The sequence below is a fragment of the Bosea sp. 685 genome (assembly GCF_031884435.1).
Taxonomy (GTDB): domain Bacteria; phylum Pseudomonadota; class Alphaproteobacteria; order Rhizobiales; family Beijerinckiaceae; genus Allobosea.
In genome coordinates this window covers 2872894-2896810 of record NZ_CP134779.1, presented here as the reverse complement: position 1 = coordinate 2896810, position 23917 = coordinate 2872894, and the positions used below count along the sequence as shown (strand labels likewise).

General features: G+C 63.2%; 20 protein-coding genes and 2 pseudogenes. 9 read left to right on the top strand and 13 right to left on the bottom strand.

Translation table 11 applies throughout. The annotated features are described in order from the left end of the window. Positions 1-11: 11 nt before the first annotated feature. Both RMR04_RS15090 and RMR04_RS15085 read right to left on the bottom strand, forming a co-directional pair. Complete coding sequence (locus RMR04_RS15090; protein ID WP_311915847.1) at positions 12-890, bottom strand: aldo/keto reductase; 879 nt, start codon at positions 888-890, stop codon at positions 12-14. Positions 891-968: 78 nt separating this feature from the next. Next, positions 969-2003, bottom strand: a complete 1035-nt coding sequence (locus RMR04_RS15085) for a zinc-dependent alcohol dehydrogenase (RefSeq protein WP_311915406.1) — start codon at positions 2001-2003, stop codon at positions 969-971. A 327-nt stretch (positions 2004-2330) separates the two neighbouring features. On the opposite strand from RMR04_RS15085, the gene RMR04_RS15080 reads away from it, so the two are divergent. From RMR04_RS15080 to RMR04_RS15055, 6 genes are all read left to right on the top strand, one after another. Then, positions 2331-2519, top strand: a complete 189-nt coding sequence (locus tag RMR04_RS15080; protein ID WP_311915405.1) for a hypothetical protein — start codon at positions 2331-2333, stop codon at positions 2517-2519. 101 nt (positions 2520-2620) lie between these two features. Further along, complete coding sequence (locus tag RMR04_RS15075; protein WP_311915403.1) at positions 2621-3034, top strand: DUF3775 domain-containing protein; 414 nt, start codon at positions 2621-2623, stop codon at positions 3032-3034. 225 nt (positions 3035-3259) lie between these two features. Beyond that, positions 3260-5677, top strand: coding sequence for a phosphoketolase family protein (locus RMR04_RS15070; protein ID WP_311915401.1), 2418 nt, complete (start codon positions 3260-3262; stop codon positions 5675-5677). A 32-nt stretch (positions 5678-5709) separates the two neighbouring features. Beyond that, on the top strand, positions 5710-6717 hold the full coding sequence (locus RMR04_RS15065; protein WP_311915400.1) for a class I fructose-bisphosphate aldolase: 1008 nt from the start codon (positions 5710-5712) through the stop codon (positions 6715-6717). After that, the gene (locus RMR04_RS15060; protein WP_311915399.1) at positions 6714-7349 is read left to right on the top strand and encodes a histidine phosphatase family protein; all 636 of its coding nucleotides are present in this window, start codon (positions 6714-6716) and stop codon (positions 7347-7349) included. The genes RMR04_RS15065 and RMR04_RS15060 overlap by 4 nt, the downstream gene beginning before the upstream one ends. Beyond that, positions 7336-8655, top strand: coding sequence for a glycoside hydrolase family 130 protein (locus tag RMR04_RS15055; RefSeq protein WP_311915398.1), 1320 nt, complete (start codon positions 7336-7338; stop codon positions 8653-8655). Before RMR04_RS15060 ends, RMR04_RS15055 begins: the two co-directional genes overlap by 14 nt. Before the next feature lie 100 nt (positions 8656-8755). Here the strand turns inward: RMR04_RS15055 and RMR04_RS15050 are convergent. Further along, positions 8756-10088, bottom strand: a pseudogene (locus RMR04_RS15050) (glycosyltransferase family 4 protein); the annotation flags it as partial. Next, a complete protein-coding gene (locus RMR04_RS15045) occupies positions 10085-11083 on the bottom strand; it encodes a class I mannose-6-phosphate isomerase (RefSeq protein ID WP_311915397.1) in 999 nt (332 codons plus the stop codon). The gene RMR04_RS15045 and the pseudogene RMR04_RS15050, both read right to left, overlap by 4 nt. A 446-nt stretch (positions 11084-11529) precedes the next feature. Between RMR04_RS15045 and RMR04_RS15040 the strand changes: the two genes are divergently transcribed. After that, entirely contained in the window at positions 11530-12285 is a 756-nt protein-coding gene (locus tag RMR04_RS15040) for an HAD-IIB family hydrolase (RefSeq protein ID WP_311915396.1), read from the top strand. 189 nt (positions 12286-12474) lie between these two features. Here the strand turns inward: RMR04_RS15040 and RMR04_RS15035 are convergent, their stop codons facing one another. The 6 genes from RMR04_RS15035 to RMR04_RS15010 all read right to left on the bottom strand — a co-directional run bounded on the left by RMR04_RS15035 (position 12475) and on the right by RMR04_RS15010 (position 19407). Beyond that, entirely contained in the window at positions 12475-13857 is a 1383-nt protein-coding gene (locus RMR04_RS15035; protein WP_311915395.1) for an NAD-dependent succinate-semialdehyde dehydrogenase, read from the bottom strand. Between the two features lie 58 nt (positions 13858-13915). After that, positions 13916-14062: a hypothetical protein gene (locus tag RMR04_RS15030; protein WP_311915394.1), complete on the bottom strand. Its 147-nt coding sequence runs from the start codon at positions 14060-14062 to the stop codon at positions 13916-13918. A 309-nt stretch (positions 14063-14371) separates the two neighbouring features. Next, a complete protein-coding gene (locus RMR04_RS15025; protein WP_311915393.1) occupies positions 14372-15022 on the bottom strand; it encodes a BON domain-containing protein in 651 nt (216 codons plus the stop codon). Positions 15023-15216: 194 nt separating this feature from the next. Beyond that, positions 15217-17814: a magnesium-translocating P-type ATPase gene (gene mgtA, locus RMR04_RS15020; RefSeq protein ID WP_311915392.1), complete on the bottom strand. Its 2598-nt coding sequence runs from the start codon at positions 17812-17814 to the stop codon at positions 15217-15219. Between the two features lie 13 nt (positions 17815-17827). After that, positions 17828-19033 carry an acetate/propionate family kinase gene (locus tag RMR04_RS15015; RefSeq protein ID WP_311915391.1) on the bottom strand — a complete coding sequence of 402 codons (1206 nt, stop codon included), beginning with the start codon at positions 19031-19033 and terminating at the stop codon, positions 17828-17830. Next, a complete protein-coding gene (locus tag RMR04_RS15010; RefSeq protein WP_410492249.1) occupies positions 19030-19407 on the bottom strand; it encodes a hypothetical protein in 378 nt (125 codons plus the stop codon). The genes RMR04_RS15015 and RMR04_RS15010 overlap by 4 nt, the downstream gene beginning before the upstream one ends. A gap of 325 nt (positions 19408-19732) precedes the next feature. Between RMR04_RS15010 and RMR04_RS15005 the strand changes: the two genes are divergently transcribed. After that, positions 19733-20800: a mechanosensitive ion channel family protein gene (locus tag RMR04_RS15005; protein WP_311915390.1), complete on the top strand. Its 1068-nt coding sequence runs from the start codon at positions 19733-19735 to the stop codon at positions 20798-20800. A gap of 67 nt (positions 20801-20867) precedes the next feature. On the opposite strand, the gene RMR04_RS15000 is transcribed toward RMR04_RS15005, so the two are convergent. From RMR04_RS15000 to RMR04_RS14990, 3 genes are all read right to left on the bottom strand, one after another. Next, complete coding sequence (locus RMR04_RS15000) at positions 20868-22040, bottom strand: APC family permease (RefSeq protein WP_311915388.1); 1173 nt, start codon at positions 22038-22040, stop codon at positions 20868-20870. Positions 22041-22101: 61 nt separating this feature from the next. Then, on the bottom strand, positions 22102-22902 hold the full coding sequence (locus RMR04_RS14995) for a universal stress protein (protein ID WP_311915387.1): 801 nt from the start codon (positions 22900-22902) through the stop codon (positions 22102-22104). Positions 22903-23078: 176 nt separating this feature from the next. Next, positions 23079-23480, bottom strand: a complete 402-nt coding sequence (locus tag RMR04_RS14990; RefSeq protein ID WP_311915386.1) for a cupin domain-containing protein — start codon at positions 23478-23480, stop codon at positions 23079-23081. 291 nt (positions 23481-23771) lie between these two features. Here RMR04_RS14990 and RMR04_RS14985 point away from each other — a divergent pair. Beyond that, a pseudogene (locus RMR04_RS14985) lies at positions 23772-23897 on the top strand (exodeoxyribonuclease III); the annotation flags it as partial. Positions 23898-23917 lie beyond the last annotated feature (20 nt).

Below are 23917 nucleotides of genomic sequence, written 5' to 3'. Positions count from 1 at the left end.
GAATAGGCCCTTCAGCGTTTCTCGAAGACCGCTCGGCCCGCCCGATCCAGCGCCGCGAACTCCTCGGCCGATAGCGTGATGTTTGCCGCAGCCACATTCTCCTCCAGATGCGAGACGCGCGACGTGCCGGGTATCGGCAGGAGGACATCGCTGCGCTTCAAAAGCCACGCCAGGGCGATCTGACCAGGTGTCGCGCGATGCGTCTCGGCGATGCCATCCAGCAGCGATCCCGGCTTTTCGAGCTCGCCAGCAGCCAGTGGAAACCACGGGATGAATCCGATGCCATGCGTCTCGCAATAGGCCAGCACAGCCTCGCTGGTCCGGTCGATCAGATTGTAGCGGTTCTGAACCGTGGAGACCGGAAACACCTTCCTTGCCGCCTCGACGTCTTCGACCGAGACCTCACTGAGGCCGGCGTGCCGGATCAAACCGTCATCAAGCAGCGACTTGATCGCGCCGAACTGCTCATCGCGGGGCACGTTCCTGTCGATCCGATGCAGCTGCCACAGTCCGATCTGTTCCACGCCCAGGAAGCGCAGGCTCATCAGGGCCTGCTGGCGAAGATAGTCCGGGCGACCAAGCGGATGCCAGATGTCGGGGCCGCCTCGCACCATGCCAGCCTTGGTCGCGACGAGGATGTCGCGATAGGGATGAAGCGCCTTGTGGATCAGATGTTCGGAAACGTCCGGCCCGTAGGAATCGGCGGTGTCGATGAAGTTCACGCCAAGCTCAGGAAGGCGCTTCAGGGTGGCCAGGCACTCGTCGCGATCATCAGGCTTGCCCCAGATGCCTTTGCCGGTCAGCTGCATCGCGCCGAAGCCGAGGCGGTTGATCGTGAGGTCGCTGCCGATCTTGAACGTACCGGCCTTGCCGGCATCAAGTTTGGTCATGTCGATCACCCCTTGGAAGAGATGTTGGGAGCCGCCCGCGAGGCCGCATCGGCGGGCAGGGCGGCCAAGATGCGCCGGTCAGACCACGGCAAAATCGAGCACGACGCGGGATGGAACATCGCCATGCTGGAGCCGCTCGAAGACCGAATTGATCGCTGAAAGCGGCTGAAGCTCAATGTCGGCCTTGACCATCCCCCCAGCTGCGAAGGCGAGTGCCTCGGCCATGTCCTCGCGCGTGCCGACGAAGGAGCCGCGGATCGTGATGCAGTTGGCGACCACGTCGAAGAGCGGCACGGGGAACTCACCCGGCGGGAGGCCGACGAGGACGCAGGTGCCGCGTTTACGAGCCATGGCGATGCCCTGCTTGAAGGCGCCAAGAGACGGGGCCGTGATCAGCACGCCATGCGCCCCGCCGCCGGTGCCGGCCCTGATCGCCTCGACTGCGTCGGGGGTCTTCGCGTTGACGACGAGATCGGCCCCAAGGCGCCTGGCATGCTCGAGCTTGCCGTCGTCGATATCGACCGCGCAAACCTGAAGGCCCATTGCCTTGGCGTACTGGATGGCCAAATGGCCAAGGCCGCCGGCGCCGGAGACCGCGATCCATTCGCCAGGTCGCACATCGGCAACCTTGATGCCCTTATAGGTCGTGATGCCCGCGCAGATGAGTGGAGCGGCTTCCTGAGGTGTCAGGCCATCGGGAATATGCGCGACGTAGTTTGGGTCGGCGAGGATGTACTCAGCGAAACCGCCATTCTTGGTGTAGCCGCCGAACTCCGCCTCGCCACAGACCGTCTCCCAGGCCGAGAGGCAGTGCTCGCAATGGCCACAGGCCGAGTAGAGCCATGGCACGCCGACCCGGTCGCCCTCCTTGACGATCGTGACGCCTGCTCCGACCGCCACGACCCGTCCGATGCCCTCATGGCCCGGAATGAAGGGCAATGTCGGCTTCACCGGCCAGTCGCCATGGGCGGCGTGAAGGTCCGTGTGGCAGACGCCGCAGGCTTCGGTCTTGACCAGGATCTGGCCCGGCCCCGGGGTCGGGATCGCGACCTCCTGGAAAGCCAGGGGTTTGCCGAACATCTCGACGACGGCAGCGTGCATCTTGGAGGCCATGGAAGGCTCCTGCGCTTGAGGTAACGGTCATCGGAATGGCGCGAATCCCAAGCGAGGGCGCGGTCGGCCAGGATTCCGATGGGCATATGGCCCGGGCCCATTCGGAACAGGCAGCCTCGGAAAATACGCATTACCGCCGCCAAAGCTTGCCGCTCGGGCTTCACCTCACGCCGGCTGAGAAGCGTGAGCGCGCGATGGGTGTTTTCCGAAGCTTCCGTCCCAGAGCCATCGGTCGCTATCGTTGCGATCGTCCGATAGGCCGGCAGGGCATTTGCCCAGCGGCCGGGGCGTTGCAGCGTCGGGCCGTACCGGCATGAAGGATTTCAGATGACCTCCAAACCCGACGCCAAGAACGGCAAGAAGCTTGCTGACATCGTCCATCCCGGAATGATGGGGGACGGCACCGAAGAGCAGAACCTCAACGAACGAGGCGAGCCGGCGGCCAGGATCACAAAGGCCGAGGTCAAAGCAGCGTTCGACGGCAAGACTGAATCGAAGGCCGACGACAAGCGCTGAAGGAGGCGAGAGCGTCGCCTGCCTATCGCATGCCATTCGGCGGCCTGACCTGCTCGGGCCGCGTTTCGTTTGCCACGACGCGCCGCAATCCGGAGAGATCAATGACCGACATACCCGATCTGGCCATCGCCACCCGCAAGGTCTGCTTCATTCTATCGAAGGCGCGGCAGTTCGACGAAAAGGAAAACGTCACGGATCCGGATTCCGGCTCCAACGCCAGCGACGACGGCATGGTGGATATCTTGGAGGACGACAGAAGCGATCCGGTCCAGCACGAACTGACGAGCTTCATCCACGATCTGAATGTCGACGAGCAGATCGATCTCGTGGCGCTGGCCTGGCTGGGGCGAGGCGATGCTGGCATCGCCGATTGGAGCACGCTTCAGGCGGACGCCAGACACGCCCATAACGCCCGCACGGCAGCCTATCTGATGGGGCTGCCGCTGCTCTCCGACTACCTCGAGGAAGGGCTCTCTCTGTTTGGGGAGACCTGCGAGGATTTCGAGGCGGAGTGATCGCAGAACCGATCGACACGAGCCCGGTCGCTGATCGACCTATTGACCGGGGTGGTTTTGATCTCGGCGGATCGACCGGTGAAACGGAAGCAGGCAACGGCCCGGATCGCACCGGGTACGTAGATTCCGATCCTTACCCAGTGGGCAGGGTTGCTCGATATTGCGCTGAAATCCCCCCGGTGACGAGCGCCGCCGCCGATCCTCACATGACGCGGAGCCGCAGCCATGAACCTTTCGATCATTGCGCGTGACGGCGCTCTCCATGTCGACGTCCCGTCGGCATCTGAGCCTTGCCTCGGAGCCGAGGAACTGCGCCTGACCGACGCTTATTGGCGCGCGGCGAATTATCTCTCCGTCGGTCAGCTCTATCTCTACGACAATCCGCTCCTGCGCGAGCCGCTGACGCTCAACCATGTGAAGCCTTTGGTGGTGGGGCATTGGGGCACGACGCCCGGCCAGAACTTCATCTATGTCCATCTGAACCGGGCCATCCGCGCAGGCGATCTGAACATGATCTACATCGCCGGGCCTGGCCATGGCGGTCCCGCGATCGTCGGCAACACCTATCTGGAAGGTTCGTACAGCGAGTTTTTCCCCGACATCTCGCAAGACGAAGCCGGGATGAAGCGGCTGTTCACACAATTCTCGTTTCCCGGCGGCATATCGAGCCATGTCGCACCGACCACGCCGGGATCGATCCACGAGGGTGGCGAGCTCGGCTATTCGCTCAGCCACGCCTTCGGCGCAGCGCTCGACAATCCCGATCTGATCGTCGCCTGCGTGGTCGGCGATGGCGAGGCCGAGACGGGGCCGTTGGCGACCGCCTGGCAGTCCAACAAGTTCCTCGATCCCGTCTCCGATGGCGCGGTTCTCCCGATCCTGCATCTGAACGGCTACAAGATCAGCAATCCCACGATTTTCGCGCGGATCGACCATGACGAGATCGAGCAATTCTTCCGCGGCAACGGCTGGACGCCGCATTTCGTCGAAGGCGAAGATCCCCACGTGATGCACCAGCAGATGGCGGCGACGATCGAAACGGTGATCGAGGAGATCCGCGTCATCCAGCAGAACGCGCGAGAGAATAACGACACGACACGCCCGCGATGGCCGATGATCGTGCTGCGCTCGCCCAAGGGCTGGACCGGCCCGAAGACTGTCGATGGTCTGCAGATCGAAGGCACCTTCCGCTCGCATCAGGTGCCGCTCTTGGTCGACGCCGCACACCCAAGGCATGTCCAGGCGCTGGAAAATTGGATGAAGGCCTACGGACCCGAAGACCTGTTCGACGAGGCTGGCGCGCTTGTCCCCGAGCTTGCTGCGCTGGCGCCCGAGGACAACCGGCGGATGGGCGCCAACCCGCATGCCAATGGCGGAATGCTTCTGCGCGACCTGCGGATGCCCGATTTCCGCGCGCATGCGGTCACCGTGCCAGCGCCCGGTGCTGTCAGCGGCGGGGATACGCCGGTCCTCGGCCGGTTCCTGCGGGATGTGGTCACGAAGAACCCGGACAATTTCCGGATCTTCGGCCCCGACGAGACGCTGTCCAATCTGCTTGGCGCCGTGTTCGAGGTCACGAACCGCCAATGGGATGCTCTGACTGAAGCCAAGGACGAATTCCTTGGCCCCACCGGTCGCGTGATCGATGCGATGCTGAGCGAGCACCAATGCGAAGGCTGGCTCGAAGGCTATCTGCTGACGGGACGCCACGGGCTGTTCAATAGCTATGAGGCCTTCATCCGCATCGTCGACTCGATGGTCGGCCAGCACGCCAAATGGCTCAAAGTAACCAAGGAAATCCCGTGGCGACGCGACATCGCCTCGCTCAATATCCTGCTCGCCTCCCATGTCTGGCAGCAGGATCATAACGGCTTCACGCACCAGGATCCCGGCTTCCTGGATCATGTCGTCAGCAAGAAGGCCGATATCGTTCGCGTCTATCTCCCGCCTGACGCCAACTGCCTGCTCTCAGTGGTCGATCATTGCCTGCGTAGCCGCCATTACATCAATGTCGTCATCGCGGGGAAGCATGCGCTGCCGCAATGGCTGACGATCGATGCAGCCATCATGCATTGCACCCAGGGCATCGGTATCTGGCAATGGGCGAGCAACGATCAGGATGGCGAGCCCGACGTCGTGATGGCGAGCTGCGGCGACACGCCGACCCTTGAAATCCTGGCCGCGACGTCGATCCTGAGACAGCATCTTCCCGAGTTGAAGGTCCGGGTCGTCAATGTCGTCGACCTGATGAAGCTCCAGCCTTGTGCAGAGCATCCCCATGGGCTCAGCGAGCGCGATTTCGATGCCTTGTTCACGCGCGACCGGCCCGTGATCGTCGGCTTTCATGGCTATCCCGGATTGGTCCATCAGCTCACCTACCACCGCGCCAACCGCAACCTCCACGTTCACGGCTATTGCGAGGAAGGCACGATCACGACGCCGTTCGACATCCGCGTGCAAAACAAGCTTGACCGCTTCCACCTGGTGATCGACGCGATCGATCGGCTGCCGCAGACCGGCAGCCGGGGCGCCTATCTCCAGCAATCGATGCGCGACAAACTGGTCGAGCACAAACGGTACATCGACCGCCACGGCCAGGACCTGCCCGAAATCCTCGACTGGACTTGGGGGGCGCCGATATGAGCATCGACGATCTGGTCGGCATCGCGCGCTCGATGGTCGCCGACGACAAGGGGCTTCTGGCGATCGACGAAAGCATCGGCACCTGCAACCGGCGCTTTGCCGCGCTCGGCATTCCCGAGACGGCCGACAGGCGCCGTGCCTGGCGCGAGCTGATCGTCACGACGCCCGGCCTCGGACAGTCGATCTCCGGGGCCATCCTCTGCGACGAGACGATCCGCCAGAGGACCGGCGGCGAGGCCTCGTTCGTCTCTGTACTCGATGATGCCGGAATCCTGCCCGGCATCAAGGTCGATGCCGGCACGATCGAGCTTGCGGGACATCCCGGTGAAAAGATCACGGAAGGACTCGATGGCTTGCAGGCCCGGCTCGCCACCTATGCCGAAATGGGCGCGCGCTTCGCCAAATGGCGCGGCGTGATCGCGGTCGACGCAGATCGTCCCAGTCGAGGATGCGTCGAGGCGAATGCGCAGGCTCTCGCGCGTTACGCGACAATCTGTCAGCAGGTCGGGCTAGTGCCCGTGGTCGAGCCCGAAGTGCTGATGGAGGGCAGCCACGATCTGGCGCGCTGTGCCGAGGTGACCGAAGCGGTTCTGCGCGCCTTTTTTCGCCATGCCGACGAACAAGGCGTGATGCTTGAAGCCATGATCCTCAAACCGAACATGGTGCTGCCCGGTCTGGACTGTGCGAACCAGGAGGACGCAGACACCATCGCCAATGCCACGGTGAATTGCCTGCTGCACACCGTTCCGGCCTCGGTTCCGGGCATCGCCTTTCTGTCGGGTGGCCAAACGGGCGAACTCGCCTCCGCACGGCTCAACGCGATGAATCTCCGGTTTCGCGGGCGCATGCCGTGGCAGCTGGCGTTTTCGTTTGCGCGAGCGATCCAGCAACCGGCCCTTCAGATCTGGGCAGGGCAGGACGATCGGGTGCAAGCCGCTCAAGCAGCACTCGCCCATCGAGCCATGTGCAACCACGCAGCGCGTCGCGGAGCCTATGACGCAGCGATGGAACTCACTCCGGCCGCGGCGTCGGCGCGGTGAAACCCACACTCCCCAGATTGTACCTGATCCGCCACGGCGAAACCGAATGGTCGCGCTCGGGCCGGCATACGGGCAGGACCGACCTGCCTCTGACCGAGCAGGGCACCGTCATGGCGCGCAGGCTGCGGCCGTACCTGGCGAACACGCCCTTCGAACTCGTGCTGACCAGTCCGCTTCTTCGCGCCCGCGACACCTGCATGCTGGCAGGGCTTGGCGAACAAGCTCGGATTTCAGCCGATCTGTCGGAATGGGACTATGGCGACTATGAGGGCCGCAGCAGCGACGACATCTGCAAGGAAGCGCCCGGTTGGAACATCTTTCGTGACGGCTGTCCGAATGGCGAAACGCCAGCGCAGGTCGCCGAGCGGGCTGACAGGCTGATCGCTGGCATTTTGGCGCTCGAGGGCAATATCGCGCTGTTCTCCCATGGCCATTTCGGTTGCGCCTTGGCGGTCCGCTGGATCGGTCTTGCGATCCTAGAAGGCCAACATTTCGCACTCGATCCAGCATCTGTGAGCGTCCTTGGCCCTAAGCCTGGCCACCCGCAGATACCCGTCATCGCCAAATGGAATGCCGGGCCATTGCAGGCCGAGCTTCAGATCGGCGCCGAGGATGGCCATGTCAGCCATTGATCTCCTGACTCATCTGCCGGTCAGGCTCCTGCCCGATCCGTCGCGCGTGGTGATCAGGCCATTCATCCCCGCCGACGACCAGGCGCCCTTCATCTCTCCGAACCAATCGCGCGCGCAGCGCATTACAGATCGCGTGCTGGGGCTCGACAAGGCAGAGGTGCACTGCGGCCTCACGCATTTCACCCAAAGCTTGGCAAAACATCATCGCGATGTCCCTCAAGTCCTGCTGCGCCGTTTCCATGAGGTGAACGGGCTGGTCATTGATCCCGGGTCGATCGACGCCGAGCAATCCTTGCTCGTGGGTGCCTATTTCAGCGAGGAGTATTCGTTCGAGGCGGGGGCATTGTTCAACCCGAGCATCGTGCCGCATCCCGATCAGACCGGCCTTGTACCCGGAGATGTTCGGATTTTGTTGTCTCTTCGCGGCATCGGGGAGGGCAATATCTCATCTGTCACTTTCCGCACTGGCCTCTGGTCGGCGAAAGGCGAGGTCAAGATCGATCCGCCCAGCGTTCAGGCCATTTCGCCGCGTATCAAGGCCATTCCGGGCGGCGCGGCGGACGATCCAGGCGTCAGGCTGTTTTGTGAGGAAGCTCGCGATCCGTCAGAAATCGTGATCTTCCCGGTGACGCCGGCCCAGCGTCACGGAATCGAGGATCTTCGGCTGGTCCGCTTCGTCGACGATGACGGCGAGGCCACCTATCTCGGCACCTATACGGCGTTCAGCGGCGCCGGCATCCGGCAGGAGATCTTGCGGACCACCGACTTCGTGACGATCGATCTGACGGCGCTGCGCGGACCCGGGACCGACAACAAGGGCATGGCTCTGTTTCCCCGGCTGATCAATGGCCGCTACGCCATGCTCGGCCGACAGGACCATGAGAATATCTGGCTGCAGGTGTCGGACGATCTTTATAGCTGGGATGCTGGTGTGAAGATCGTCACGCCGCGCTACCCATGGGAATTCGTCCAGATCGGCAATTGCGGCTCGCCGATCGAGATCGACGAGGGCTGGCTGGTGATCACCCATGGAGTCGGCGCGGTCCGCAACTATTGTCTTGGCGCCTGTCTGCTCGACAAGAATGACCCGTCGAAGCTGCTCGCCAGGCTGCCCGAGCCTTTGATCCGTCCCGATACGGGCGACCATGACGGCTATGTCCCCAATGTCCTCTACAGCTGTGGCGCGATGGTTCATCAGCGAACGCTGTTGCTTCCCTATGCCATCGCCGACAGCTTCACGACCTTTGCGACCGTGCCGATCGACCGGCTTCTCGAGGCGATGGTGAGGATGCCGACGACAAGGTGAGATCGCTCCTCCGCGTATCCGCCGCATGCCCTGACAATGCGGCGCAATCCGCGCCGCGTACCGTTCGGCCAAGGGGACAAGGCGGATGATCGCCGCGTCCTACGGCGAGAGCACTGTCATCGACGCAATAGCCGTGGGAGCGATTGGGAACGCCGTGGATGGCGTGCTGGAACAGACCCGTATCATCACATCGCAATGAGATGGCCGGTCTTCGTGTCCGGTAACAGCTCCTGCAGGGGCGTGGCGGCGGGCCGCGGATTCTGGCGAGCGACGAGCTTGGAGCGTTGCAAGATGCCCGCCCGCGCGAAGACGGAGAGATAGCGTTCCGCGGTGCGTTCCCATGTCATCGAGCGGCTGCTGGCATAGGCGCGTTTGCGCATCGACCGCAGGCGAGGCGCATCCCCGAGCAGCGTTGCGATCTCGGCACCGGTGGCCACCGCATCGCCGAACGGTACGATGATGCCACGCCCGTGCGCGAGCAACTCCTGGGCGTGCCAATAGGGCGTCGAGACGACGGCTTTGCCCAGGCCGAAGCTGTAGGCCAGCGTGCCCGAGGTCATCTGCTCCTCGTTCAGATAGGGCGTCACATAGACATCGCATGCGGCAATGAAGCCCAGCAGGGTCGGCCGATCGACGAAACGGTCGAGGAAGACGACATGGCCTTCGACCGCCAGTTCCTTGACGCGCGCAATCAGGCTCGCGCGATAGGCCTCACCCTGCTCCCGCACGAGGTTGGGGTGTGTCGCGCCGAGCACGAGGTAGAGCGCGTCGGGCCGGCTCGCGATGATCGCCGGCATGGCGTCGATCATGACCTCGATGCCCTTGTTGGGCGAGAGCAGGCCGAAGGTCAGGATCACGGTCCGGCCCGCAAAGCCGAATTGCGTCTTGGCATCGTCGGGCTCTACGAACGGGAAGGCCGGGATACCGTGGGCGATCACCTCGATCTTGTCGGACGGCACGCGATAGACGGCCTCTAGGAGCTCGTGGGCCTTCTCAGCCATGACCACGATCTTCGCCGATGCGTCGATGACCTGATCCATGACGCGACGATAGGCCGGCGTCGGCTGCGCGAGAACCGTATGGAGCGTACTGACGACCGGCATCGTCAGGCGCGAGAGCAGCGCCATGATATGGCTACCCGTCTCCCCGCCGAAGATGCCGAATTCGTGCTGCAGCGATACGATGTCGAACGTCCCCCTGTTCAGGAACTCGGCGGCGCCGACATAGTCCTCGATACGGTCGTCGCGCACCTGGAACCGGACTGTGGGCGGATAATCATAGACGTGGTCGTGGTCGGTCATGGCCACGATGCCGGCACCTTGCACGGAGCCGGACCTGGCGATCGCCTGATGCAGGTCGGTCGTGAAGGTCGCGATGCCGCAACGGCGCGGCAGTGAGTTGCCGATGAAGGCGATCTTCTGCTGTCGCGTCATTGGGCATCCTCCGGCGTGTTGGCCATTGCGGGCGGCAGCCTGCCGGGATTGGAGAGCGGTGGCACCCGGGCGACCGGCGATGTTTCCGTTTTGAGGTCGATCTCGGTGAGTAGCATCGGATCGGATGCGCCGCCGACATAGGCGACCAAGGCCCGAAGGCCCGATGCACCAACCTGCAGCGTCGCTTGCTGCTCCTGCAGATAGAGGCTCTCGCCCATCGTAAATCCGACTTCGCCGACGAGCGCTTCGCCCGCAATCCCCAACAGCCAAGTCTCGTGCTCGGCGAACAATCGCCAAGCCGAATGCCCCGGCAGATCCAAATGCTCGATCACGAAATGCGGGTCGGCCAGGAGCAGCGTCCGGGCTTGCGACAGCCGCAGAGAGCCGGCCTGAGAGGGCGCCACCTCCGCTCGCGCGACGGCGAGCGCGCTCGCGATCTGAAGCTCGCGGCCACGGCCATAGTCGAACAGCCTGAAGGTTGTGTCGCTGCGCTGCTGGATCTCGGCCAAGACGAGACCCGCACCGATCGCGTGGATCGTGCCGGCGGGCACGAAAGCGAATTCGCCGACCTTCACCGGCCGCCACCGGATCAGGCTCTCGATCGAGCCATCGACGATGCTGACGCGCAGTTCGGCATCGGTGATCGGGCGTTTGAGCCCGACAGCCACTTCGGCGCCAGGAGCCGCTGCGAGCACGTACCAGGCTTCGGTCTTGCCGTTCCGAAGCCCCATAGCCCTTGCCGATGCATCGTCAGGATGGACCTGGATCGAGAGACGCTGGCTGGTGTAGAGGAGCTTTACGAGCAATTCCGGCTCCACATCGACCGCGTTGGGCCGCTGGAACCAAGTCTCGCCGATCATGTCATGGGCAGTGGAATGCCCCGCCCAACGTCCGCGATCAATGCAACCCCAGGGCTTCTCGATGTCCAGCCGGAGAGCCTTCTCGATCGTCATCCGTGTCTCCTGATGCTGCGCGTCGGTGGGGCGCCTTCTCATGGCGAAGCTCCAAAGCTTAGCCGCCCTTGATGTCACACCGGCAGAATCGGAAACTACTCAGCTTTGAGGCGGCGGCGCGCGCCTGTGCCGAGCCGAAAGGGTATAAGGAACCGATTGATGTGCGACGGCTCGCGTGGGTGCCGCGAGTGAGTTGCCTTCAATCGCGCATTGAGCGCATTTCTAATGGCGTGCCGTGCGTAGTTTCCGCCGCTGGGTTCGCGAATGGTGCAAGCCTATGGTCGGATCGTCAGCCGACCGCATGTTTGGGCGGCGCGTCCTGATCGAGAGACGAGGCCATGCGGATCACCTTCATGACAGCTTTTGTCGCGACCGGAGTGGGCGCCTGGCCATCTCGAAACGCCCTCCATCAAGAGGCGGAACCTCAATGCGACATCAGCTCCGAGGCAATCATGACAGCCCTGTCTCATCGTGATCGACGCTGAACCATGAAAGCGCTGGCCATTTTCGATCTCGATGGCACGCTTGCTCAAAGCAAGTCTCCGATCGACGCAGAAATGGGGAGGCTGCTGGGCTCGCTGCTCGACATCGTTCCCGTCGCCATCATCTCGGGCGGCGACTGGCCGCAGTTCGAGACTCAGGTCGTTGCCCGCCTGGAGATGACGGCCAACATTCATCGCCTCTCGCTGCTTCCGACGTGCGGCACCAAGTTCTACCGCTATACGACGCGCTGGGAGAAGCTGTACTCCGACGATCTGGCCGAAGACGACAAGGACATGATCGTCAAATCCATCGCGCTTGCTGTTGCAGCCTTGAAGATCGCTCCTGACCGGATCTGGGGGCCGCAAATCGAGGATCGCGGCAGCCAGATCACTTTTTCGGCCATCGGCCAGCAGGCGCCGCTGGACGAGAAGGCAAAATGGGATCCCGATTTCGCCAAGCGCAAAGGCATCAAGGCTCTGCTCGACCAATCGATTCCGGACTTCTCCGTACGTCTCGGCGGAACCACGTCGGTCGATGTCACGAGACCAGGAATAGACAAGGCCTACGGGATCAGAAAGCTGCGTGACGTTCTGGGCGTGCGATTGGACGAGATGATCTTCGCCGGCGACGCCTTGTTTCCAGGAGGGAACGACGAGCCGGTGAAGGATGCGGGCGTCAGCGCAATTCAGGTTCGCGATCCTGAAGAGACGAAGCGTGTGATCGAGACCATGATCGCTTGTCTTGGCTTGGGCGATCGCTGAGACATCCGTCGCCGGCACCCTTCGAGCCTGACAAGCTCAGTGTCAGGCAATACGAAGTGCGACGCGACGCTCATGCAGCTGTGTCTCCTTGAGAACGGCGATGTTGACGTACATCTGGCTATCTCCGGACAGCGCGGTTCGAGCGCCGGCCAACGACGCCAGGCGTCATCGGCCGGCAGTGCGGGGCCGTCAGGCCGGCGCGTGCATGGAGGCGACGCGAACCAGCTTCTTGTTCACGAATTCCTGGATGCCCATGTCACCGAGCTCGCGGCCGTAGCCGGAGTTCTTGATGCCGCCGAAGGGAAGTTCGGCATCGGACCAGTCGATGTTGTTGATGAACATCATGCCCGTCTCGACGCGGCTGGCGACGCGCTTGCCGCGCGCGATGTCCTTGCACCAGACGGAACCGCCGAGGCCGAAATCGGAGTCGTTGGCGAGCGCGATGGCCTCGTCTTCATCCTTGACCCGGAAGAACATCGCCACGGGACCGAAGAACTCGTCCCGGAAGGCCGGGTTGCCGGGCTTGATGTCTGTCAGGATGGTGGGCTCCATATAGGAGCCGGATCGATCGATGCGCTTGCCACCGGTGACCAGCTTCGCGCCCTTGTCGACGGCAAGCTTCACCTGTCCAAGCAACTGCAGCAGAGCTGCCTCGCTGGAGAGCGGGCCGAGCGTCGTCTTCTCATCCATCGGGTCGCCGGCCTTCAGCGCCTCGAATGCCGCCTTGAACCTGGCCAGGAACTTGTCGGCAAGTGCCTCGACGACGATGAAGCGCTTGGCGGCGCAGCAAGTCTGGCCGGTGTTGTACATCCGCCCCCAGACCGCCCAGGGAATGGTGCGATCCAGATCGGCATCCTCCAGCACGATGAAGGCGTCGCTACCGCCCAGTTCCATGGAGGAGATCTTCAGGTTGCGGCCGGCTCTCGCCGCAACGCTCTGGCCCGCCGCGACGCTACCGGTCAGGCAGACGCCCTTGACCCGCGGATCGTCGACGACCTTGTCGGCCTGCTCATGTGAGATCAGCAGGTTGGTGTAGAGGCCGATCGGCGCCCCGGCCTCGATCAGCAGCTTCTCGAAGGCGATCGCGCATTGCGGCACGATGCCGGCATGCTTCACGACCAGGACGTTGCCGGCCATCAGATGCGGCCCCGCGATGCGGGCAAGCTGATAATAGGGGAAATTCCACGGCTCGACGCCGAAGATCACCCCGATCGGGCTGCTCTCCATATGAGCCTCGCCAACTGTCGGGTTGAGCTTCACCGGCGCGAGAAAGCGTTCGGCGTTCTTGGCGTAGTAGGCCAGAATCCGCGAGCTGAACTCGACCTCGCCGCGTGCCTCGCCGATGCGCTTGCCCATCTCCAGCGTCATCGTTTTCGCCAGGGAGTCGGCCTTGGAATGCATCAGGGCCGAGGCCTTCGCGATGATCACGGCCCGCTCAGCGTAACTCTTCCTCCGCCATGTCTCGAAGCAGGCAGCGGCGGTCGCGATCGCTGAATCGAGCTCCTTGTCGGTCATATCGTTGAAGGACTCGACGGCCACCCCGTTGAAGGGGTTGGTGCTCTGATAGGTCATGACTGTTCCTTTGAGATGTCTTCGTTCGGAGTCCGCCAAATGGCGGTCGCAAATCCTGTCAGGCCTCGATGATCACCCTCAGAACCTTGGTCTTGGTCGCGTTTGCGAAGGTTTCGTAGCCCTCGAGGATGTCGGCGAGCTTGGAGCACTGCGTGATCGGCAGCTCCGGCTCGATCTTTTGGGCCGTGAGAACCTTGAGGAGCATCGGCGTGCCGACGGTAGAGACGAAGGCCCCATCCGTGGCCGCAAGGGTGGTGCAAGCGCTCGCTGCCCGACAGCCTCGGAAACTACCCAATCGAGAGGCTGCAGTGCGCGGGGAGACCGCTCTCGCAAGCGTGCCTCGACACGGTCCTTTCGGCGAAGACGTCTGCGGAAGCAGCGCTCAGGCGCGAGCGTCAGGAGCAGATAGCGGAAGGGGCAGGGGGGACCCCTCGGCCTTCATCCGAAGGACCTCTTCCACCAGCCAGGACACGACGTTTCAGCCGCGCGACGCGGAAGCTGACAATGCCCAGTCTCAGTAGACGCCGATCGCGTTCTCGACCTTGGTGACGCCTGGAACGGACCATGTCGCCATCTCGGCGATTTCGCGCTCGTGCGGCGTATGGACATAGCCACCCAGCCTGATTTCGCTTGCGTGGACTTTGATCGTGATACGGTCGAGCTGGTTCAGACCGCCGCGCGTGAAGGCCTGCGTCACCGATGCCGCGACGTCATAGGGAAGTTTGCGCGGCTTCAATGTGATTTGATTGACCAGCCCCGTCAGGCCCGCGATCTTGCTAACAGCGAACTCGGCCTCCTCGCGCTGATAGTGCCAGCACAATACGCCCGTCAAAGTAACGACACCCTTCTCGACCGTGACCTTGACCAGGTCGTTCGGGATGGAGACGTCGGACGCCAGGCAGAACATGGCGCGGGCGGCTATCGTCTCGTCCGACAACTGAGCGTCGTTCGACAGGGCCACCTCCAACTCCTCGGCGACCCCGCGCACACCGCGAACACCGCGCGTGGCGCGGGTCGCCGCATCCTTTTCCCAAAAGCTCCGCACATGTCCAAGCAGGGTGACGACACCGTTATGGACTATCACGCCGATCTCTGCCGCAGCGACCTCTGGAGCCCAGGCCAGCTCGTCGGTCACGTTCTTCCGGATTTCGCTATCGGTCAGCATTCAATCGGCTCCTCGGAGAGCGCAACTATGAAATTGCGGCTGCGCACTGTGGCGCTCTGCGATCAGTTGTCGGCTGCTGCGATGGCTGCAACAAGCCTCGGCTTTCCCTCATGCGCGTCCTGCGGACGGCCATCGCAGAGACGAGATCAGCCACTCGCTCAGCCCGCGACCTACTCCGTCATCAGCGTCGGAATCTACGCAGTCCGCGCAGGCGCGGGGCGGTGGCGCACCGGCATCTTCCGGCGCGCTCGTGCGGCCAGGGCAAACGGCTTCAGCAACTCCGCCGCGATCAGGTAGACGACGGCGATCGCGCCGATGGCAGCGATCAGCGATGCAGGCGGCACGACGAAGCCAAACCAGGCGCCCATGGGCGTGAAGGGGAGGGCCATCGCCACCAGCAAGGCCGTGAGCGATGTCGCGGTGAGGATCGGTCTCGGCAGATCGGCCCAGGGTCTGCCATTGGTCCGGATGATGAAGATGACGAGGATCTGCGTCGCCATCGATTCCAGGAACCAGGTCGTGCGGAACTCTTCCGGCGACGCCTTGAAGATCCAGATCAGCGTGCCGAAGGTGACAAGATCGAAAAGCGAGGACAGGAGCCCGAGGACCGCAGCGAAACGGAGCAGGCTGCTCATATCCCAGACCTGCGGTTTCGCGGTCGCCTCCGGGCGGACCGTGTCGAAGGGAATGCCGATCTCGGAGAGGTCGTAGAGCAGGTTGTTGAGCAGGATCTGCGTCGGCAGCATCGGCAGAAACGGCAGCATGACCGAGGCCACCGCCATCGAGATCATGTTGCCGAAATTGGAGCTTGCACCCATCCGGACATATTTCAGGATGTTTGCGAAGGTCCTGCGCCCTTCGTCGACGCCGTCGGCCACGACCGCAAGATCGGAATCGAGCAGGATCATGTCGGCGGCGGCCTGCGCGACACCCGTTGCGCCATCGACCGATAGCCCGATGTCGGCGGCCTTGAGTGCCGGGGCATCATTGATGCCGTCGCCGAGATAGCCGACGATGGCGCCTCTGGCCTGAAGCGCCTTCACGATCTTGAATTTCTGGTCCGGCGCGAGCCTGCCATAGGCGTCCACTGTCCTGACCTGCACCGCAAGCGCGTCATGGCTCAAGCCCGCGATATCGGTGCCGCTCAGGACCTTGTCGGCACGCAAGCCGACGAGCCCCGCCAATCGTTTGACCACGACGGGATCGTCGCCCGAGAGGATCTTGACCGAGATCCCGGCGGCAGCGAGCCGCGCGATGGCGGCCGCCGCCGTTGCCTTTGGTGGGTCAGCGAAGGCACAAAGCCCCTCGAAGACCAGATCGGCCTCGTCCGCCGCGGCGAGCTCGCGCACCGCGCCCGACCAGGGGCGCGAGGCGACAGCGATGCTGCGAAGGCCGTCCTGCGCCAGAGCGCGAACCAGTTCCGTCGCAGCAGCGTGGGCTGCGGCATCCATCGGTGCTGTTCCTGCTCCGACGCGTCGCAGCGTGCAACGTTCCAGAATGGCTTCCGGCGCGCCCTTGGCGATCAGGCAAGCACTGTCGGGGCTCGATGCCAACACGGAGCCGATGCGGCGCGAGAAATCGAACGCGCGACGGCCCGACAGTGTCCATCCCTTGCCGGCCTCCGCGCTGCCCTTGATCAGGGCTGCATCCAATGCACCTCGGTCACCGCCCAGTTCGGCGGCAATGGCAGCGAGCATCGCCGGGTGCGCATCCTCGCCTCCGGCCGGCCCGAGACTGCGCGCCAGGGTGATCTCGGCAGAGGTTAGAGTGCCGGTCTTGTCGGTGCAGAGGACCGTCATCGCGCCCAGATCATGGATCGCGGCAAGCCGTTTCACGATCACCTTGCGGCGCGCCATGCGTAACGCGCCGCGAGAAAGCGTCACGGTCGTGATCATCGGCAGAAGCTCAGGCGTCAGACCGACGGCCAAGGCCACGGCGAAGAGCAGTGAATCCAGAACCGGGCGCCCGAGCATGACGCGCGCGGCCAGAACGACGACGACGAGGCCCATGGTGGCCCGAGCGACCACAAGCCCGAACTGATGGAGATCCCGCTGGAAGGGCGACGGATCGGCGTTCTCCGCGAGAGCCGCAGCCGCCGAGCCGAACAGGGTGGCTCGTCCCGTCCCCACGGCCAGCGCGATCGCTTCACCGGTCTGTGCCACGGCGCCTCTGAAGAGTGCGTTGGTGGCCTGTGCCGCGCTTTTCGCCTCGCTCGCTCCGGCACGCTTCTCGACCGGGTAGGGTTCTCCGGTCAGCGCTGCCTCGCCGGCCGTGAAAGCTGTACTGTCGAGAATGAGCGCATCTGCCGGGATGATGTCGCCGGCCCGCACGCGCAAGAGGTCGCCGGGGACGACCTTCTCGACATCGATCTGCACGAAGGCACCATCGCGCTTGACCTCGGCCTTCAGCGCAACCGAACGGCGCAGCACCTCGGCGGCCTTCATCGCCTGGCCTTCCTGCACGGTGTCGAGACCGATCGAGAGCGCAAGAATGGCGACGATGATCGAACCACCGATCGTGTCGCCAGTCGCCACAGAGACGATGCCGGCGGCCAGCAGGATCAGAGACAGCGGCTCCAGCATGCGCCGGAGCACGGCACGCAAGCGGCTGTCGGTTTTGGCCGTAGCATCGCTGTTGGGACCGTATTGGTCGAGACGCTTGGCGGCCTCGATCGATGAAAGACCATCCGTCGTGCACTCCAACGCCACGCAAATCTGCTTTGGCGACAAAGCCCAGAATGTCCGAAGACTGTCATCTGAGGCGGAGGGCTTGAGCGCTGTGGCGTCTGGCATGGGACTTTGCCGATCAGGCTATGGCGTGCGAGACGCCGTGTGTCGGAGCCAGGACCGAACTGGCCTCTTCCGCGATGACCTGCTCCTCGTCGGTCGGAATAACGAGGACTGCGACCTTGCTTCCGCTTGCGTCGATCCGGGTCGTGTTGGTCGCGTTGGCGGAGGGATCGATATGGACGCCCAGCCATGCAAGGTGCTGACAGATTGCAGCACGGATCGAAGGCTGATGCTCGCCGATGCCGGCTGTGAAGACGAGACTGTCCAGCCCGCTGAGCGTGTTGGCGAGCGCGGCGATCTCGCGCGAAACTCTGAACGCGAAGAGGTCGAGCGCGTCCTTGGCCTGCGGCTCTGCGCTGGCGCAGAGCTCGCGGGTGTCGCCACTAATTCCGGATATGCCGAGCAAACCCGACTGATGGTAGAGCACGTCCTCGACCCGCTCGATCGACCAGCCGAGCTGCTTGACGAGATGGATGATGACGCCGGGATCGAGTGCGCCGCAACGCGTCGCCATCGGGATGCCGTCCAGCGTCGAGAAGCTCATGCTGGTGTCGCGGCTAAGCCCACCCTCCAGCGCGCAGAGGCTCGCACCGCTCCCCAGATGCGCGGCCACGACCCGGCCCTTGCCGATATCGCCATGACTGCGCGCAAGCTCACCGGCGATGAATTTGTAGGAGAGCCCGTGGAAGCCGAAATGCTTGATGCCTTGATCGAACAACGTACGCGGCAGGGCGAAACGGCGGACAAGATCGCTCTGGCTACGATGAAAGGCGGTGTCGAACGACGCGGTCTGTCTCATCTGCGGTCGCAGATGCGCGACTGCCTTGATCAGCCTGACGCTTTGCGGCTGGTGCAACGGGTCGAGTGGGATCAGTGCCTCGATTGCGCCAAGCGTCTCGTCGGTGATCAGCGTCGGTCCTGTGAAGCGATCCCCGCCATGCACGACACGATGACCGGCCGCCACGATGTCGTTCAATGAGAAATGACGCGTGAGCCAGCCAAGCATCTCGTCGATGACGGCGTGCAGGTCGCCGTCCGGCTTGGCCGAAAGCGCGATCTCCTTAGCCGTGCCGTCCTCGACCAGACGCAGCACTAAGGGCACCTGCGACAGGTCGATCGCCCCGTGTCCCAGCCTGATCGGCCCGTTCGCGTTCATCGCGAACACGCCGAGCTTGATGGTCGACGAGCCGGGATTGAAGGTCAGCAGGACCGGCAGGCTCACGACACGCCCCCTGCCGGCTTGCGAGCGGTATCGACGATCTTGGCGAGGGCCACTGAGGCCAGCCGGATGTTCATCGAATCCGAACGGCTGGTCAGGATAATCGGCACACATGCGCCCGGGACGTCGATGGCGTTCTGGCAGATGTCGTGCTTCTGATCGAGGGTCGGCGCGATATTGATCACGGCGTCCGTCACGAGCAACAGCTTGGCATAGGCTGGCACGTCGATCGCGTAGACATGGCCGAGACGCCGTTCCGTGCGTAGCCCCGACGGATCACTGAACCGACAGTTTGCCAGCTTGGCATAAAGAACCGGATGCACCGTGGATCGGGGCGCTCCGGAGGCGGTGGGCGCGAGCGCGGCGTGAGAAGACATCGATGAGCGTCTCCGACTTCCTGAGTGATGGAGCATGACGCTCCGCGCGCTCCAACGACGTGGACGCCGAAGAACGGCGCAGCCGGGTCCAACCGTATGTGACCGGCATAAGAGCTAGCTCCGAGCCGAAGGCCGACGACAGATGTGGATTCTACCTATCGGCGGCAGATCGACCGATTGCCCTTGCCTTCTGCCCAGGGGCGCGACGTCGAAGGGAGCGACCTGTCGCTACGTGTTTTCCGATGCTCTCGTCATGAGCTTGCCTCGAAATAGGGTGCCACGCTGACAGTGTCTGACGCCGCAAACAGATCGTACCAAACACATGATGGACCGCCCGGCACATAAGCCCTGGACTGCTGCAGCGCCGACCCAGCAGGCGCGGGCGGCGCTCAAGGAAGCTGCAGCGATGGAGCCGGGCAACAAGGGAAAGGCGAAGCCGCGAGGCCGCGCCTCGCTCTGGTGGTATGCCCTTGGCGTTCTTCTCTCGGCGGCACTTCTCGTCGCGACAGCGGCTTTTGATGTGCCGACACGCGGGCTCGCCGAACCTTACGCGTCGATTGCCTTGCATGGCTCGCTCGCGCTCTTGCTGACGGCGCTCATTCTCGGTGGCAAGAGGTTCGCGGATGCCCTCATCGACAAGCATACGGTCGATGACAGTGTCACCTTCTTCAATCTGCGGCTCGTCATCCGATTGATCGCCATCGCACTGATCTGCCTCGTGCTGCTCTCGGCGATCTCGCAGACCTGGTACACCGTGCCGGTCGCACTGGGCATCGTCTCGGTGTTGACGGGTTTTGCTCTGCAGACCCCGATGACGAGTTTCGTCGGCTGGGTCTTCATCCTGTCGCGGCGTCCCTACCGTGTCGGCGACCGGATCAAGATCGCGGGTGTGACCGGAGACGTCATCGATATCAGCTACTTCGACACGACGCTGTGGGAGTTCGGCGGGCAATATCTGTCCACCGATCACCCAAGCGGCCGGATCGTCAAGTTTCCAAATTCGCTGGTCCTGAACGCGCCGGTCTACAACTACTCCTGGGTGCTGTTCCCCTATATCTGGGACGAAATCCGGTTCTACGTCGCCTATGACAGCGATCTCGATTTTGTAACCGACGTGATGATGGCGGTTGCCAAGGCAGAGGTCGGCGTATCGATGGCGGAGCGTGTGCGAGCCTTCCGGCGTGTGCTCGACAAGACGCCCGTCGACCAGCTCGATGTCCGCGAGGAGCCAACCGTGTTCTTTCGGACAAACGATGACGGCTGGCTCGACGCCATAGTGCGCTACCTAGTCGATCCCAAGGAAGCCGGCCGTATCAAAACCATCCTGACACGCCAAATGTTGACCAAGCTGAATGCCAAAGCGGGGAGGGTTCTGTTTCCAAAATGGCGATAGTCGCAATGTGGCCAACATGCACGGCGTCTGCGGCAGCGTCAGGACATAAGCCAGCCGCCCGCCCGTGTCAGTTCACGTGCAGGTCGAGCCCCAGCAAGGCGAGGCTCGACAGCCGGCCTCCCGTCGGAACCCATATTGGACATATGAAGACACCCGGCGGTGCGGTTGGCTCGCGGCTCTTGATGACGATCAGCGATAGATTCACGATCGAGAAGATCGCCAACGTGAACCGGGCCGTCAGGTCGGCGAGGCCAGCAAGCGGAACGGCCAGCGCCAGGAACAGCACCAAGACGATGCCGATCAGGGTTGCGAGCAGGGGCGTACCGGTCGTGCGGTTGAGCCGCGTCAGTAAGCGGGGCAACTGCCCTTGTTCCGCGATCCCGTAGATCACGCGAGAGATCATGATCATGTGGACGATGATGCCGTTGAGCGTCGCCACCACGGCAATCATGCTCATCCAGATCAGGGGCATGCCGGTCAGGCGCTCGAAGACCAAAGCGAGTGGAGCCGACGAACCTGCGAGTTCCTGTGGAGGGACGGCAACGACCGCGATCCAGACGATCAAGGCGTAGACCAGCGCGGTGATGCCCAACGTCAGGAAGAGCGCCCGCGGCAAGGTGCGCGTCGGGTCTTTCATCTCTTCCGAGATGTTCACCAGATGCTCGAAGCCGATGAAGGCGAAGACGGCGACCAACGTGGTACCGGAGATACCAATCCAGGCCGCCAGATCGCTTGACGCCGGCCAGATTTCGGGAAGGCGCGTAACGACGCCCGTGCCGGCGGCCAGTCCCGCAACGATGATCAGCACGAGCCCGCCGACTTCGATCAGCGTCATGATGCCGGCGACCGTGACCGATTGCGCCGTGGACAGGCACGCGATGGCCCCCATCGTGACGACGACGCCGACGATGAGCCAGCGATCCGGCAGATCGAGGAAGACCTTGAGATAGCCGACGCTCCCCACGCTGATCGTCGCGGCCGATATTGTCGCGGCCGCGATCACGAGCAGGCCGATCGCGAGGCTGAGCCACTTTCGACTGAAGGCGGCCTGGACATAAGCCGCTTCGCTGGCGCTGACGGGCATGCGCGTGCCGAGTTCGGCGAAGGACGCCGCGCTGAAGGCCATCACCAACGCGGCGCCGACAAACGCGAGCGGCGCATGCATGCCGGCGCGATCTGCGGCCAAGCCGACAAGGACATAGATGCCCGCACCGATCGTGACACCCAGGCCGTAGAGCACGGCATGGGTGAGCGAGAGCTCCTCGCCAGCCTAGCCGGGGCGATCTCGACTGGCATGCCGGTCAATGCGACAGCAGGCAGCAGACAGGTGTCGTTTCCAGCAAGTCGTTCGTCAGGCCACCGAAGATCCATTCGAGCGCGCGACTATGCCCGTAGGCGCCTGCGACGATCAGGTCTGCGCGCTCCAGTGCGGCAAGCTCGGTCAGTTCATCGATCGCGTATTTGCTCTCGCCGAGCCGAAGGACGGCGCGGGCTGAGACGCCGTGTTCGACCAGATACTGGCAGACATCGCTGGCGCCTTGCGTCTCGGCGTCGTCGCCGACCGAGGTTACCATGACGAATTCAGCCCGCTTCAGCAGCGGCAACGCGTCCCAGACTGCGCGCCGTGCCTCGCGCGTGTTTTTCCAGGCGACCACGACGCGTTGGGCAGACAGGGTCTCGACGCCAGGCGGAACAACGAGGATGGGCCGCCCGAGGTCCATGACCAGCGAGCCTGGTGAAAGGGCCATGTTCCCCTGTTCAGGGTCGGACGGTCCTTGCCGCGCAAGCACCACGAGGTCAGCCGCACGCGCCTGCGTCAGGACGAAATCGCGCATCGCACAGGTGGCGGAGCGCCATTCGGCAACGTGCGTCGTCCCGACTGCACGGCGAAACACAGCTTCCGCCTTGGCAAGGTTGTCGGCATTCGTTTGCTTGGCGCTTTCGAACATGACGGCATCGACTGCGGCGATACCGTCACCGTAATAGGCGAACTCGAGGTTTTCGGCCGCCACTCCGATCAACCGACTCGAATATCCGTGAGCGAGCGATGCAGCGACCTTGATCGGACCATCTGCGCCCGGCCCGAGATTGACGGGGATCATGATGCTTGCGTAGCAGGCCAGGCGAGAGCCATCCGGGAGCGACGACATGCGAGCATATCCTTATTTGGCTGTTGAGATCTTTTGCGAGCGATAGGCAGGATGCCGCCAGGGCCCCAGCCGCGACGGCCTGTGCCGGCTTTCCGGTGACGACGACCGATAGCGCAGCCGCGCTTGTCTCAGCGCGCTTCGGTCGTCTTGCCCGTGAACGTCTCGTTCGAGATTTGCGCCTCTCCCTTCGACGTCTGGACCAGTCGGTCGATGTGGTTTGGGGGGCCGTAAAGCGTGTAGAGTTTGAGCGGCTTGTCGCCGATATTGGTCAGATTGTGGCTGGCGCCTGCTGGCACGAGGAAGGCGTCGTCGCCTTTGACCTTGTGGGTGATGCCGTCGATCAGGAAGTGCCCCTTGCCCTTCTCGATGCGGAAAAACTGATCGCGATCGGCATGAATTTCCTCCCCGATATCGTCTCCGGGGCTCAGCGACATCAAGACGAGCTGAAGATGCTTGCCCGTGTAGAGGACGCGCCGAAAATCGGCATTTGCCTCGGTGAGATCCTCAATGTCGCCGACGAAACCCTTCATGATGGTGTTTTCCTTGCGAGCGGGTGGAGCGGATTGGCCGGTTGATGTGCGCGCCGCTCGGATCGCCTGCAGCGTGCTCAACTGTCCCAGAATGTCCCTGGCCGCATTTCAAAGGCGCATGTTGAGCGGGATGGGTACAGAGTCGGAAAATACCCACCGGCCGCATTCGCTCGCGCTCCGGATGTGAATAGGCATTCGAATTGACCTTGGGATTGTCATACCGCATGACCCCACGACGCTCTAATAAGCTTGAGCGCTGACGCGGGTCACATGGCATGCCGGTTCACACTTGGCGCGTGGCCGATCGAGAAAAGCAGCGGCCTTCCGGCCGATCTGGACGATGGCCACAGCCGCTCCATCGAGGCGGCCGTGGACGGCGTACTGACGTGCCGCCTGTATTTGCCCAACGGAAAGCCGGCTTGGGCCGAACAGAAATC

Coding starts and splice junctions, on each gene's coding strand:
- RMR04_RS15090 (WP_311915847.1), bottom strand. CDS start 890: ATGACCAAACTTGATGCCGGCAAGGCCGGTACGTTCAAGATCGGCAGC.
- RMR04_RS15085 (WP_311915406.1), bottom strand. CDS start 2,003: ATGGCCTCCAAGATGCACGCTGCCGTCGTCGAGATGTTCGGCAAACCC.
- RMR04_RS15080 (WP_311915405.1), top strand. CDS start 2,331: ATGACCTCCAAACCCGACGCCAAGAACGGCAAGAAGCTTGCTGACATC.
- RMR04_RS15075 (WP_311915403.1), top strand. CDS start 2,621: ATGACCGACATACCCGATCTGGCCATCGCCACCCGCAAGGTCTGCTTC.
- RMR04_RS15070 (WP_311915401.1), top strand. CDS start 3,260: ATGAACCTTTCGATCATTGCGCGTGACGGCGCTCTCCATGTCGACGTC.
- RMR04_RS15065 (WP_311915400.1), top strand. CDS start 5,710: ATGGTCGCCGACGACAAGGGGCTTCTGGCGATCGACGAAAGCATCGGC.
- RMR04_RS15055 (WP_311915398.1), top strand. CDS start 7,336: ATGTCAGCCATTGATCTCCTGACTCATCTGCCGGTCAGGCTCCTGCCC.
- RMR04_RS15045 (WP_311915397.1), bottom strand. CDS start 11,083: ATGAGAAGGCGCCCCACCGACGCGCAGCATCAGGAGACACGGATGACG.
- RMR04_RS15040 (WP_311915396.1), top strand. CDS start 11,530: ATGAAAGCGCTGGCCATTTTCGATCTCGATGGCACGCTTGCTCAAAGC.
- RMR04_RS15035 (WP_311915395.1), bottom strand. CDS start 13,857: ATGACCTATCAGAGCACCAACCCCTTCAACGGGGTGGCCGTCGAGTCC.
- RMR04_RS15030 (WP_311915394.1), bottom strand. CDS start 14,062: ATGCTCCTCAAGGTTCTCACGGCCCAAAAGATCGAGCCGGAGCTGCCG.
- RMR04_RS15025 (WP_311915393.1), bottom strand. CDS start 15,022: ATGCTGACCGATAGCGAAATCCGGAAGAACGTGACCGACGAGCTGGCC.
- mgtA (WP_311915392.1), bottom strand. CDS start 17,814: ATGCCAGACGCCACAGCGCTCAAGCCCTCCGCCTCAGATGACAGTCTT.
- RMR04_RS15010 (WP_410492249.1), bottom strand. CDS start 19,407: ATGTCTTCTCACGCCGCGCTCGCGCCCACCGCCTCCGGAGCGCCCCGA.
- RMR04_RS15005 (WP_311915390.1), top strand. CDS start 19,733: ATGGACCGCCCGGCACATAAGCCCTGGACTGCTGCAGCGCCGACCCAG.
- RMR04_RS14995 (WP_311915387.1), bottom strand. CDS start 22,902: ATGATCCCCGTCAATCTCGGGCCGGGCGCAGATGGTCCGATCAAGGTC.
- RMR04_RS14990 (WP_311915386.1), bottom strand. CDS start 23,480: ATGAAGGGTTTCGTCGGCGACATTGAGGATCTCACCGAGGCAAATGCC.